Annotated in this window: 11 protein-coding genes and 2 pseudogenes; 7 read left to right on the forward strand and 6 right to left on the reverse strand. The window is 63.7% G+C overall.

The window, feature by feature from the left end; all coding sequences use genetic code 11:
* The first annotated feature begins 128 nt into the window (after positions 1-128).
* Positions 129-973 (forward strand): annotated as a pseudogene (locus BLU62_RS27380) (mycofactocin-coupled SDR family oxidoreductase).
* 150 nt (positions 974-1,123) lie between these two features.
* Here BLU62_RS27380 and BLU62_RS27385 read toward each other — a convergent pair.
* From BLU62_RS27385 to BLU62_RS27395, 3 genes are all read right to left on the reverse strand, one after another.
* Positions 1,124-1,957 carry a mycofactocin-coupled SDR family oxidoreductase gene (locus tag BLU62_RS27385; RefSeq protein WP_074853528.1) on the reverse strand — a complete coding sequence of 278 codons (834 nt, stop codon included), beginning with the start codon at positions 1,955-1,957 and terminating at the stop codon, positions 1,124-1,126.
* A gap of 160 nt (positions 1,958-2,117) precedes the next feature.
* Positions 2,118-3,893 (reverse strand): sigma-54-dependent Fis family transcriptional regulator, encoded by a 1,776-nt coding sequence (locus BLU62_RS27390; RefSeq protein WP_074853531.1) that lies wholly within the window; start codon positions 3,891-3,893, stop codon positions 2,118-2,120.
* Between the two features lie 163 nt (positions 3,894-4,056).
* Positions 4,057-4,386 carry a hypothetical protein gene (locus BLU62_RS27395; protein ID WP_074853533.1) on the reverse strand — a complete coding sequence of 110 codons (330 nt, stop codon included), beginning with the start codon at positions 4,384-4,386 and terminating at the stop codon, positions 4,057-4,059.
* 193 nt (positions 4,387-4,579) lie between these two features.
* On the opposite strand from BLU62_RS27395, the gene BLU62_RS27400 reads away from it, so the two are divergent.
* The 6 genes and pseudogenes from BLU62_RS27400 to BLU62_RS27425 all read left to right on the forward strand — a co-directional run bounded on the left by BLU62_RS27400 (position 4,580) and on the right by BLU62_RS27425 (position 10,287).
* Entirely contained in the window at positions 4,580-5,887 is a 1,308-nt protein-coding gene (locus BLU62_RS27400; protein ID WP_074851222.1) for an ISL3 family transposase, read from the forward strand.
* A gap of 177 nt (positions 5,888-6,064) precedes the next feature.
* On the forward strand, positions 6,065-6,514 hold the full coding sequence (locus BLU62_RS27405; protein ID WP_074854282.1) for a limonene-1,2-epoxide hydrolase family protein: 450 nt from the start codon (positions 6,065-6,067) through the stop codon (positions 6,512-6,514).
* Positions 6,515-6,755: 241 nt separating this feature from the next.
* Positions 6,756-7,774: pseudogene (locus BLU62_RS27410) on the forward strand (IS256 family transposase); the annotation flags it as partial.
* A 270-nt stretch (positions 7,775-8,044) separates the two neighbouring features.
* Entirely contained in the window at positions 8,045-8,884 is an 840-nt protein-coding gene (locus tag BLU62_RS27415) for an IclR family transcriptional regulator (RefSeq protein ID WP_099047929.1), read from the forward strand.
* A 66-nt stretch (positions 8,885-8,950) separates the two neighbouring features.
* Positions 8,951-9,403, forward strand: coding sequence for a MaoC family dehydratase (locus BLU62_RS27420; protein WP_074853534.1), 453 nt, complete (start codon positions 8,951-8,953; stop codon positions 9,401-9,403).
* Entirely contained in the window at positions 9,400-10,287 is an 888-nt protein-coding gene (locus BLU62_RS27425; protein WP_074853536.1) for an HpcH/HpaI aldolase/citrate lyase family protein, read from the forward strand. Before BLU62_RS27420 ends, BLU62_RS27425 begins: the two co-directional genes overlap by 4 nt.
* A gap of 13 nt (positions 10,288-10,300) precedes the next feature.
* On the opposite strand, the gene BLU62_RS27430 is transcribed toward BLU62_RS27425, so the two are convergent.
* From BLU62_RS27430 to BLU62_RS27440, 3 genes are read right to left on the reverse strand one after another with little or no spacing between them, the layout of a single operon-like run.
* A complete protein-coding gene (locus tag BLU62_RS27430; protein ID WP_425284618.1) occupies positions 10,301-11,167 on the reverse strand; it encodes an IclR family transcriptional regulator in 867 nt (288 codons plus the stop codon).
* A complete protein-coding gene (locus tag BLU62_RS27435; protein ID WP_074853540.1) occupies positions 11,115-11,837 on the reverse strand; it encodes a cytochrome c oxidase subunit 3 in 723 nt (240 codons plus the stop codon). Before BLU62_RS27435 ends, BLU62_RS27430 begins: the two co-directional genes overlap by 53 nt.
* Positions 11,834-12,541, reverse strand: a complete 708-nt coding sequence (locus BLU62_RS27440) for a hypothetical protein (RefSeq protein ID WP_074853542.1) — start codon at positions 12,539-12,541, stop codon at positions 11,834-11,836. Before BLU62_RS27440 ends, BLU62_RS27435 begins: the two co-directional genes overlap by 4 nt.
* Between the last annotated feature and the right edge of the window lie 194 nt (positions 12,542-12,735).

Here is a 12,735-nt window from a genome sequence, read left to right on the forward strand (position 1 = left end):
ACCGAGCATGCTCGGCCCCCGCTGCTGTTGGTTCTGTCGGGCGACGATGTGTAGCAAACTCACACATGATGTGACCCTCGGCACATCTAGTTTTGGTGAGTCATGGGAGATCGTCGAAAGGAATACGTATGGGAACCCTCGATGGAAAAGTCGCACTCGTCACCGGCGGAGCTCGCGGGCAGGGTCTGTCGCACGCGCATGCATTGGCGAAGGAAGGTGCCGACGTCGTACTGCTTGACATCTGCGACCAGATCGCGTCGGTTCAGTACGGTCTGGCAACGGAAGAGGATCTCACGTTGGCGGCCAAATCAGTTGGCGCACTGGGTACTCAGGTTGCCGAGCATCGGGCCGACACGCGATCATCGGCATCGCTCGACGCCGCGATCAGCGAAACCGTGGACGCCTTCGGGCACATCGACATTGTTGTGATCAATCACGGCATCTGGACTCGGGGGCCCTGTGGGATCTCACCGAGGACGAATGGCTCGACACCATCGACGTCAACCTGAATGGTGTCTGGCGAACTCTGAAATCCGTGGCGCCGCAACTGATCAAGCAGCGATCTGGTTCCGTTGTCATCACCTCATCGGTGAACGGCGTGGAAGCGCAGGCTGGCGCGGCTCACTACACCGCAGCAAAGCACGGCGCGCTGGGGCTCATGAAGTCAGCCGCACTGGAGTTCGCTCCCTACAACGTCCGCGTCAACGCCATCCTCCCGGGATTCGTCGATACGGCGATGACGAATTGGCAGGGCTGCTATGACATGACGGGCGGGAAGCCGGGATCCACTCGCGCCGATCACGAGATCGCTGCCCGCCACTGGCACGCCTTCGGGGGATTGATCGAACCCGATGAGATCAGTGGGGCCGTAATCTTCCTCGCCTCAGATGCGGCGCGGCGGATCACGGGCGTAGAGCTGCCGGTCGACAGCGGCCACCTTGTCCTGTCGACCTTCAATCCCAATCCAGCCTGAACCACTGAGCCACCGGTAGACGTCGGATCGATAAAGAGACGGTCGGGGTCGCGGTGCACTCACCGCGACCCCGACCATCGATCGATCTGCGACCCGAAGGCGCCGGACTTCTCTCCGTACGAATCTCTTTCGCTGAACCGTCGGTATGGACTACTTGATCAAGCACCCGGCATCGACAGGGAGGGTGGCACCTGTGATGTAGCGCGCTTCGTCAGAGGCCAAGAACAACAGCGCATTACTCACATCGACGGGGTCGACCCACGGCACAGGAAGCGCATTTGTCGCCGCTGAGGCCGGCTCGAAGTCTTCACGGGAAGGGTTCTCGAGATCGGGCCGGAAGATACGGTAGGTGCCCTCGTTCTGGATCATCGGGGTGTCGACCTGGGTCGGATGGATGGAGTTCACCCTGATCCTGTGCGGCGCAAGCTCATTGGCCAGGCTGCGCATGAGGCCGACCACACCGTGCTTGGCTGCGACATAGTGCGCGATGTGTGCATAACCCTTTAGGCCTGCCGCCGAGCTGGTGAGGACGATGGCACCGCCGCGGCCTCCTTCGATGAGATGAGGGATTCCGGCCTTGACCGTGTGCCACACCCCGGTCAGGTTGATGTCGAGCATCTGCTGCCATGTATGGGCTGGAATCTCGTGCGCCAGGTGGGGGTTGCTGGCGATTCCGGCGTTGGCCGAGATGATGTCGAGCCTTCCGAGCTCCTGGACGGCGTCGTCGACGCCCTGCTTCACTGCGTCAGCGTCTCGCACGTCCGCTTGGATGGTGACGATCCTGCGGTCGAGCTCCTCGACCGCTCGGGCCGTCTCGAGCAATTCCTCCGTGGTGCCAGATGGGTAACTCACATCAATGATGTCGCCCGGTATGTCGAGCGCGATGATATCTGCGCCCTCCTCCGCCAGACGAATGGCATGGGCACGGCCTTGGCCACGCGCTGCCCCGGTGATCAGGGCGACCTTGCCCTCGACACGACTCATAGTTTGTGCTCCTCGATGGTGCGATTGTGTGTTCTAGAGCACAGTGTTGCGAATCTGAGAGGACGGGGATGTCGCGATGTGCGACACCACGGCGCTGGCAGTCGAGGCCGGCGGGTGTTGTGCCGCCCGGCCTCAAGCCACTTGTACTGGTCTCTCGAGCTCAGAAGTTCGTTGACTCGATGTTGATACCCAACGATCGAACTTTGCGATAGAGCGTTGATCGCGCGATTCCCAGCTGGTCTGCGGCCGCCCGCTTGTTGCCGCCGGCGTCGCGGAGAGCACTCATAATGGCTTTCGCTTCGATCTGTTCGAGGCCCTGGAGTTGTCGCCGCGTCGCCTGCACGCGATAGTTGATCGGGAGATCCTGCGCGTTAACGTATTGCCGATTGCCCGCGGCAACAAGCTCTCGGACAAGGGATTCCAGTTCACCGACATTGCGTTCCCAGCGCACTCGATCCAACGCCTGGATCGCGTCTGGCATCCAGTGCACACGCATGCCCCGCGGTGTGCACGCATTGCTGACGGCTTCCAGGAGCAAGGGGAGATCACCTTGTCGGTCGGCGACCGAAGGAACTTCGACGATGCGGTCGAACCATTCAACGATCTGGGAAAGCCGAGTGGGGGAGGCGCTCGTAGTTGCCACGACACGCACTCCGGCAGATCTCGCGGCAGCGACAGCGCTCGCGGTGGCCCTGAGGCCGTCAAAACCCAACTCGTCGATGTGACGGACGATCAGCAGCTCAGGCTCGGCATCGATCGCCTCGTTGAGGATTTGCGCCCACTCCGTGCCGGAAGTTCGTCTGGCGACAGCATCTACGACGACCGTCTGCGAGGCATCTGCCAGGGTGCTGGCCACCGCGAACTTGCCGACACCCGGCTCTCCGGTCAGCAGGAGGGCCCGGCTCGAGTTGTCGGTCACCGCCCGACACATGGCCCGCCATGCCGGCGACACGCCCACCAGGTTGCCGAGAGGAGTGGACGGTCCGGTCGCCGTTTCACCACGCGACGAGTGCGTGGCCATCTTGAGCCGCACCAGGGCCCCGACAGTCGTCGAACCGTCTGTGACTGGCAGAACGTCGACATCGACAGTCGCTCCGCCGGCGAGGGACACGGTTGTGTTCGTTGTCGTTCCGGGGGTGTCGCCGGCGTCCAGTGACCGCGCTGCGAACTCCCAGAGGGTGGATTGGTCAGACGGTCCGATCAGTCGTGCAGCAGCCGCGTTGCTGATGATGGTCTTCTCGTCCAGGCAGACCACCGCATGCCGGCTGTCCCGATTGTCTGCGAGGAACGACTGAAACAAGAGCTGTTCGTGTCGATGCGCCATCGTCGCGAACGCTTGCTCGATCTGGGCGGCGACCTCGCAGACCCACGACAGCATGATCGGGCTGGTGTCGCTGTAGCGGCAGGTCAGGTTCAAGGTACCGACCAGGCGTTTGGTGTTCGGCTGATAGATCGGTGCCCCGGCGCAGGTGAGCTGCAAAGACTCCGCGAAGAAGTGTTCAGGACCGGCGACCATGGCGGCATGGCCGGTTTCCAGCACCATCCCCCCACTGTTGGTTCCGACGGTCGTCTCCGCGAATGAAAACCCCGGTAGGACGTCGTGCTGGTCAAGGCGCCGGGAGAAGCCGCGGTCCTCAACCCACCGCGCGACCACGTATCCATTCGCGTCAGTCAGCGCCAAGCTGCTGGACGAATCGACCAGGGCGCTTCTCTTCGATTCCACCACCGGGACGCCGACCGTCAATAGCTGCTCGGCGGACTGGGTATCGGTTCGAAAAGTCGGGCGACTGCGCTCAGGTTCGAGGCCGTACATCAACGAACGCTTCCAGGAATGAGCGATCGCGGGACGGACGATGCCACGCTCGGTAGGGTCTGCCCCCTCCAGGAAAAGTTCCCGCTCGCGAAGCAGAGTCCTGGTGTGTTCGTCGATCGCCACGAAAAGTCCTCCTCACAGGCCCGCTCCAGCGGATACGCCGCTGATTGCCAGTCATCACTCCACCCCGCGCGATGTGAGGTGGGACACGCTGATGATGCCAAGCTACTGACATTGTGTCAACAGTGGATCCACTGGGTCGGATGCCGGGCCGAAAGGGTAGGGCTCAAGCGTGCCAATCGATGTGCGCTTCCACGATCCCAGTGTCCACCCGGTACCACCCTTTGCTCTCTGCGTACGCCAGCATCGCGTCGAACCCGCTCTGCCATTGGGGAGTCGGCTCGGCAAGAAGGGCGTCACTCGCGAGCGCGCGCAACATGCTCGCGTCGATAGTGAGACGCTCCTGCTCGGCGGAATCGCGCGCAAGCCCCACAGCGCGCAAGCTTGCGGTCACCTCGGCCAATTCAAGTCTCGAGCTCGCAACCACCGACAGGCGTTTCAGGTCCTCTGGCTCACGGACCGTCGGCGCCTCCGGCGGTGCCACAACTATGTACACGACAGCTCCTTACGTCTGGGGCGTAATCCGGCTCTTCCTGATTGACGGTGCGTGGAACAGGTTCTTGCGACCACAAGATGTAGGGGTGAGCAAGATCGCGGGGTGTGGGCGGTGAGCCTGGAGATATAGGCGGGTCCTGTGGTGTGAGGATGAAAGCTCTCACACACCCACCCGGACACCAACAGGACCCACGTTGCAGCGTAGCGCTATTGCCGACACCATCTGCCGCACCATCGAGCTCGGGGTGACGATCACCGGTGCCGCCCTCGACGGCGAGGACCGCACCCACGTGTTCTGCCAGGTCCTGGAACCGAAGAACACATGTCCCGGATGCGGACAGCCGGGTCGGCTGCGTGACCACATCGATCGTGAGGTCGCTGATCTGCCGATCGTGGGGCATCCGACTCGGCTGCATATCGCGGTGCCGCGCCACCTGTGCGAGAACCCGGACTGTGCCACCACGATCTTTCGTGCCGACATCTCGACCATCGTGGCGCCACGGGCCCACGTCACCCGCCGCACCACCACGTGGATTCTGCGGGCGATGATCGTCGACAAGATGTCGGTCAAGGCGGTCGCCGCGGCGGTCGGGTTGGGTTGGAACACCGTCAACACGCTCGCACTCGAGGAGGCCCGCATGCTGGCGTCCGCACCGGCCCGCCTGGACGGTGTGCGGGTCCTTGGGGTCGATGAGCACAAGTGGAAACACGTTCGCGGCAAGGGGGATTCGAGTTTCGTGACCGTGCTCGTCGACCTGACACCGATCGTCGATGGTACCGGCCCGGCACGCTTGCTGGACATGGTCGCCGGCCGCTCCAAAGCCGCGTTGAAGGATTGGCTGACCGCGCGCGATCCTGCATTTCGTGACCGGATCAAGGTCGTCACCATGGACGGGTTCGCCGGGTATCGCACCGCGACCGTTGAAACCCTGGACAAGGCGCGTGCGGTGATGGATCCGTTTCATGTGGTGCACTTGGCCGCAGACAAGCTCACGGTGTGTCGTCAACGCGTGCAACAGGATACGTGCGGACACCGCGGCCGCACCGGGGACCCGCTCTACGGCATCCGCCGCCCTCTGCTCACCCGAATCGGCTTGTTGACCGACAAGCAGAAGACCCGCATCACCAACGGCCTCGAAGCGCGTGAGGAACATCTGGCGGTCGCGGTCACCTACGCCGTCTATCAAGACCTGATTGACGCCTACGGCCAACCGCACAAGCGTGACGGGAAGATCGCGATGTACAAGCTGCTCAAACGCATCCACACCGGCGTTCCGAAAGAACTCGCCGAACTTGCCCAACTCGGCCGTTCGTTGTGGGCCCGACGCAAAGAGATCCTGGCGTACTTCGACACCGGTGCCTCCAACGGCCCGGTCGAAGCGATCAACGGACGCTTGGAACACCTGCGCGGGATCGCGCTCGGCTTCCGCAACCTCAACCACTACATCTTGCGGTCACTCATCCACTCCGGCGGCCTGGCAGAACGCCTACACGCACTCTGAATCAGGAAGAGCCCGTAATCCCTTCCTAGCTTCGCTGCACAAACGCGACGGGATGCGTCGCAATTCGAAACGATCGGCGGTTGTGGCGAGAGTGTAGTGATCTGGGACATTCGCTGTGATCGGGACGACATACCGTTTAGGGCGGCAATACTCACGCCTCATGTCAGGAGATCCCGAGTGACACAGTCGATCCAACGTCCCGAGTGGGCCGATCCTAAGTCGCCCGCCGCCCAAGCCGCAGGAAACGAAGAAGAACTGGTATTGGAGTTAATGCAGGCGCTGAGCAGCAACAACGCTGACCAGTTAATCGGCTATTTCGCGGACGAGGCCATGTACCAGAACATGCCCTTGCCTCCCGCCTACGGACGCGACCAAGTGCACGCAACGCTGACTGGTCTGTTTCAGGTCTTGCGCATCGACAGGATCGATACTTTTCACATCGCGTCCCGGGCGGGCGTCGTGTTCACCGAGCGTGTCGACCTGCTCACCGCACTCCCAACCGGTAGGTCATTCGAACTCCCGGTGCTCGGTGTACTGCACGTGAACAACGGAAAGATCTCGGGATGGCGCGACTACTTCGACCTCCGTAGTTTCGAGGATGCCGTCGACTTCCGGCTTGGGGGATAGAGGCGGCCGGAGTCGCCCGGATCGCTGTGCGCGGGCGGCTCCGGCAGTCGGCCCGCAACGAAATCCTATCGGCATTAAGAGGTTCGGTCGCGATGCACTCAAACCCGCTAGTAGTGCCCCATAGAGTGGTGTAACTCGGTGGCCGAGATCGTGTCTGACGCTGTGTTGTTGACCGATGCAAAGCGGCCACCGCGTGATCCTTCGAGTCAACCTTCCACAGAATCCTCGAGGAGTCATCGCGATGACCGCACCCCATATTGTCGACCCTGCCGGCCTACTCGGCCAAGCCCTCGCAGACGCGTCACCGGATCTGATGCGCGAACTGCTACAGACTATGATCAACGCCCTGCTCTCGGCGGATGCCGACGCCGTGTGCGGTGCCGAATGGGACGCACGATCTGCCGAACGCACCAACCGCCGCAACGGCTACCGTCACCGCCCCCTCGACACCCGGGTCGGCACCGTCGACGTCGCCATTCCGAAGCTACGCTCGGGCAGCTACTTTCTCGAGTGGCTCCTCGAACGTCGCAAGCGGGCCGAGTCAGCGCTGATCACCGTCGTGGCCGACTGCTACCTGGCCGGTGTATCGACCCGCCGGATGGACAAACTGGTCAAGACACTCGGCATCGCCTCACTGTCGAAGTCGCAGGTCTCACGCATGGCCGAAGACCTCGACGAGCAGGTCGCCGCATTCCGGCACCGCCGCCTCGACGAAGCCGGACCGTTCACCTTCGTCACCGCCGATGCGTTGACGATCAAAGTTCGTGAGAACAAGCAGGTCGTCAAGGCCGTCGTGCTGCTGGCGACCGGCGTCAATGGCGACGGCCACCGCGAGGTGTTGGGCATGCAGGTGGCCACCAGTGAGACCAAGGCATCGTGGAACACCTTCTTCGCCGACCTGGTGGCCCGCGGCCTGGGCGGGGTGCGCTTGGTGACCTCCGATGCTCATGCCGGGCTCATCGAGGCGATCGCAGCGAACCTGCCCGGCGCGGTATGGCAGCGCTGCCGCACCCACTACGCCGCCAACCTCATGGCAGTGTGCCCCAAGTCCATGTGGCCGGCGGTAAAGGCGATGCTGCACAGCGTGTATGACCAGCCGACCGCCACCGCGGTGCACGAGCAGTTCACCGGCTCCTCGAATACACCGACGGCCGGTTGCCCGAGGTCGCCGACCACCTCGGCGACGCCCGCGAGGACCTGCTCGCCTTCACCGGGTTCCCCGACGACGTGTGGCGCCAGATCTGGTCTAACAACCCCTCGTGAGTATCGGTCCGCAACCACAGCCATTCTCGCCCCTGTCGCCCGTTGTGCTCTGGATCACTTGTCGGCTAGAAGCTAGTGGAAGATCACCGATAGGTCTAATGGTCGGTCCATGCATTTGCGCTGATCAGAGCGATTCGACGGCCCGTCACGTGCGATCCTCTGGCCTGCAGAAACACAACTTTGTGTTGCGCCGATCACAGTAGGATCGACAAGGGCCGCGCAAGATCCGGGCACGACGACCGGGACTGGGCTCGGTTTGGAGGAGTGATGGACACCAACGCTCGACGACTGCGCCCGGTGGACCGGTCGTGCGGTGATGATTCGGCGCCGGCAGGGGAGAAGCCGCCGGTGTCTGAGATCCGGAGGTTGGTGGAGAAGCCGACGTACATGATCGGTTCGGTCCACAACGCTCTGGTCTTGCTGACCGAGATCCGCGACCAGGGCGGGCTCCGCCTTCGTGATGCGGCGCGAGAATTGGGTGTCGCCGAGTCGACTGCGCACCGCCTACTGTCCACGCTGGCTTACCACGGGTTCGTTCGTCAGGAGGCCGACCGTCGGTATGTCGCCGGACCCCAGATGGGGATCCAACCCGCTCTGGCCGGAATTCAGCGCGCGGTCCGCGACGCGAGTCTCCCTGAGTTGGATCGGATCACCAGGGCGACCAATGAGACGGCCAACGTGATGGTGCGCACCGGGTCCCTGGTGCGGACCGTCGCCTCGGTCGAGTCGACCCGACTGCTGCGTATCGGTAGTCGGCTGGGGCATGTGACCGAGGCGCATCGGGCCGCGGGCGGGCGCGTCATGCTCGCCGAGTTGGACGACGAGTCGATCGCTGCTCTCGATCTGGATTCGCCGCTTCCGGAGGGTTTCTCGCGAGTGCTGGCCATGGCTCGGGAGCGCGGATACGCGACTTCCATCAACGAGGTGGAGGATGGCCTGAGCAGCATCGCGGTCGCAATCCATCATGACGGCGAAGCCGTCGGTGCCCTGGTCCTGCTGCTGCCCTCCACCCGATTTCCCTTCGGAGCCGAAGGTCGACTGGTCAAGCACCTGGCCCACACCGTCACCCGGATCGAGAACCGATTGCTCCGCGACTTCTCGTCGTAGCCGATTGACCCCCGCGTTTTAAGGTCCTACCATAAGACCGTTAATGGACGACGAAGGGACTGAGACGTGGCCGGTGTGTGGTTCGACGAGTTGTCGGTTGGGCAGACATTCGATCATCCGATCCGGCGGACGGTCACGGAGACCGACAACGTGATGTTCACGGCGATGACGCACAATCCGGCGCTGCTCCATCTCGACGAGGAGTACATGAAGGGCACCCCCTTCGGCCAACGGATCGTGAACAGCGCGTTCACTCTCGGGCTGATGGTGGGCATTTCCGTCGGCGACACCACGCTCGGGACGGCCGTGGCGAACCTTGGGTGGGATGAGGTGCGCTTCCCGAAGCCGGTCTTCCACGGAGACACCCTCCGGGTCGTCACCGAGGTGATCGAACTCCGGGACTCGAAGTCGCGTCCCGACCAGGGGATCGTGACGTTTCTCCATCAGGCGTACAACCAGAACGACGAGCTCGTGGCCTCGTGTAAGCGGAGTGGACTCCAGCGGAAGAAGCCGGCATGAGCCGACCAGTTCGTTCGTTCCTGTTCGTCCCCGGCGACAGCGAGAAGAAGCTGTCGAAGGTCGCCACCTCCACCGCGGACGCGGTGATCCTCGACCTCGAGGACGCGGTGAGCGCGAACCGGAAGTCGGTTGCGCGGGAACTCGTCGCGGAGTTCATAGCGGGCGCCGACCGCGGCCGGCCCGGCCCGCAGCTGTGGGTCCGGGTCAACCCGCTCGACAGTGAGCACGCCTTGCCCGACCTGGCGGGCGTCGTCGGGGCCGCCCCGGCGGGCGTGGTCGTACCGAAGATCAACGGACCGGCCGACGTGGCGCGGATCGCCCACTATCTCGATGCCCTCGAGACGGCGCACGGTGTCGACCCGGGCAGCGTCCGTCTCCTGCCGGTGGCGACCGAGACGGCCCGGGCACCCTTCCGTCTCGGCGACTTCGCCGACGCCGGCATCGACCGGGTGTACGGACTCACGTGGGGCGCTGAAGATCTCAGTGCCGCACTCGGTGCGTCGACGAATCTCGGGTCGGACGGGCAGTGGGCGGTCACGTATCAGTTCGTGCGATCGCTGACTTTGATGGCTGCCCATGCCGCGAGCGTGGAGGCGGTGGAGACGCTGTACGTCGACATCCGCGATGAGGCGGGACTCGCCGAGTCGTCGCGCCGCGCCCGCGCCGAGGGTTTCAGTGGCCGTATCGCGATACATCCGGCGCAGGTCGACGTGATCAACGAGGCGTTCACGCCGTCGGCGACCGAGATCGAATTCGCCACACGCGTGGTGGAGGCCTTCGCCTCTGGCGTCGGGACGGTCGCCCTCGACGGGCGAATGCTGGATCTGCCGCATCTGAAGCAGGCGCAGCGCGTGCTGGCCCTTCAGCCCCCGGCATGTCAGTAGGTTTCCGCTCCCGTCAACGTTCCGTGTGCCAGAGGCCGAGCACTTCGATAGAAGTCTCGATCCTGCGCGCCGTCTCGTGGATTCGCGCGATGCCTCCGGCGTCGATGAAACCGCGATATCGGCCGGTCGGCAGCGCAACCACCAGGGCGCCGACAGCGACGCGCTCGACTGTGCGCAGGCAGACCGCGACGCTCGACAGGCCGCTCTCGACCTCGTCGATCGCCGACGCATGACCAAGTGCCCGGATGGCGGTCATTTCCTTCAGCAGACCGTCTGTGCGGTCCTCGTCACGGAACAATTTGCGCAGTGCCGAGTCGTCGAGTTCGGCCAGTAGAACCTTGCCTCCAGCGGCGCTCCGCGCGGGCGGCGCATGACCGACCCGGTTGCCCGCACGGAGGAGTCTCGGCGATTCCACTGACGCGATCACCCGGGCGAGTTTGTCGGTTCGGACAACGACGTTCACCGTCTCCTCGGTAACCTTCGAGAGGGCGCACATCTCAGGAAAACTCAGGTCGCGAAGCCGGCGATTCAGTTCCGAGGTGGCGGGGCCGACCCCCACCAGGGGTCCGGCTCGGTACCGGCGATCCGCATCCTGCGCAACGTAGCCGTGGTAGGCCAACGTCGACAGCAATCGATGTGCCGTTGAGTCTGCAACGCCGATCTCCCTGGCGGCCTCGCTCACTCGGACTGCCCCTTGATCCCGGATGGCATTCAGAAGCACGAGTGCATTGTGAACGGACTCGACCATGTAAGCGGGCCGCTCCACGGGTGCGCGTGCCCTGGGACGCGCGGGCATTGTCTGTTCGGGTGGGGTCACCGGCGACCTCCTAGACGTGGACGACATCGGGTGGGTCGCTATGGAAGCGGCCGAATCGGTCATTGAGTTCGCGAATGTGGTGCGTCCGCATGACGATTCCATACCCGTCTTCTGCGCGACCGCCGTAGGTCCACCGCATCAAGGACAGATGCACCAGGGCGCTGGGTGCGGCTATCCAGGGTGCGCCGATGTCCGGGGACGCGTGTGACAGATGAATGCCGGTGAGTACGTAGTAGTAGGTCGCGAAAAGGTTTGTGGTCGGGGAGATCCCGCCAGAAGAGAGATGAATGTACTCGTCGGCCTTGATGATCACGAAGGCGATACCGAAGAGAACTGTCACGCCCAGCAGGACACGCGCGCGCCGGACTCGACTGTCTCGCAGCGCATTCAGCGCAGCCAGAACACAGAACGAACTGGCCAGTAGGACGATGGTGTTGATCAGGCCAGACCACACGTCGAGATGTTCGGCTGTCGCAGCGAACGTCTCCGGAGACTGCTTCCTGGCCACCACGAAAGCGAGGAAGAACACCCCGAACAGGGTCATGTCCCCGAGAATGAAGACCCAGAGTCCAGGCTCTCCGGGGATACGGCGGCCGAGAACGTCTTCCTGTGGGCGAGTTGTGTCCGGCATCTCGACGGGCGCCGCGGTGGCGCGCTCCGAGTGGATGAAGGCAGGTGCGGCGGGCCGGCGCCGGTCCGCCGACGAGGCTCGGGCGTTGACGTCGGCGGTCATACGGGCACCGACTCGGTTGCGCTCTCTCGTCGGACCGCGGCGCGGATACTGAATCCCATGATGAACGCCCACGAGGCGTAGGCGGACAGCGCCAGCCAGAACGAGAAGATGCCCTGCCAGGCGAACGGGCCGCCCTTGAAGAAGTACGAGAGGACTCCGGGTAGGAACAAGAACGCCACCCAGAGGTTCGCGTAGGCAACCCAGCGAGGAAGGATCGGGTCGTCCACGCGGTCACGCAGGATGACGAGGGCGATCGCGACGTTCTGGACGACGAACGGAGCGACGGGCGGTACGAAGAGCAGCCATGCGAGATCATTCAGCATCACGGTCAACTCCGGCGACCGATCCGGCCGGAATGCGGCCACGTTCATGACGACCAACGGTACGAGCAAAAGAACCCACGTCACCGTCCCGGCCACAAGTTGCACGAAAGACAGTGTGGGGGAGCGCCCCTCGGCCTTGAGAAGCTGAATGGTGACAGCTGCCACGAGTATCCCCATCCCCGAGATCCCGAAGATGGACAGTGTCACTCCCGCTTGGAACGTGGCGGGCGCGTCAGCGTAGAAGGCGACGAGTTCAGCGGCGTCGAGGTCTGCGGCCGGCGGTGTGGGAAGTATCCCGGCGATGAGCCAGCCGATCAGGGCGACTCCGATCGCGATCGGTCCCGCCAGCGCGCTCCAGATATGTGTCTGCTGCGATTTCATGTGACTCCCTCGAAATGTTGCCGGGAGTCGCGGCGCCGGCCGGTCATCCCCGAGTACGAACATGCCAAGAGCAGCTCGCGTGGGGCGGGGATCGTCCGCGGTTATCTCGAACGAGGGATGCGGGACCGTTCCGCGATGGAAGGCGCCTGATCCCGCGGTACAGAGACGTCGCGGGACCAGGCGCCGGAACGCGG

It is taken from the genome of Gordonia westfalica (assembly GCF_900105725.1).
Lineage (GTDB): Bacteria > Actinomycetota > Actinomycetes > Mycobacteriales > Mycobacteriaceae > Gordonia > Gordonia westfalica.

Bases quoted from the DNA above. Each gene is read 5' to 3' on its own strand.
- BLU62_RS27385 (WP_074853528.1), bottom strand. From the start codon at position 1,957: ATGAGTCGTGTCGAGGGCAAGGTCGCCCTGATCACCGGGGCAGCGCGT.
- BLU62_RS27415 (WP_099047929.1), top strand. From the start codon at position 8,045: ATGGACACCAACGCTCGACGACTGCGCCCGGTGGACCGGTCGTGCGGT.
- BLU62_RS27425 (WP_074853536.1), top strand. From the start codon at position 9,400: ATGAGCCGACCAGTTCGTTCGTTCCTGTTCGTCCCCGGCGACAGCGAG.
- BLU62_RS27430 (WP_425284618.1), bottom strand. From the start codon at position 11,167: ATGACCGATTCGGCCGCTTCCATAGCGACCCACCCGATGTCGTCCACG.
- BLU62_RS27435 (WP_074853540.1), bottom strand. From the start codon at position 11,837: ATGACCGCCGACGTCAACGCCCGAGCCTCGTCGGCGGACCGGCGCCGG.
- BLU62_RS27440 (WP_074853542.1), bottom strand. From the start codon at position 12,541: ATGAAATCGCAGCAGACACATATCTGGAGCGCGCTGGCGGGACCGATC.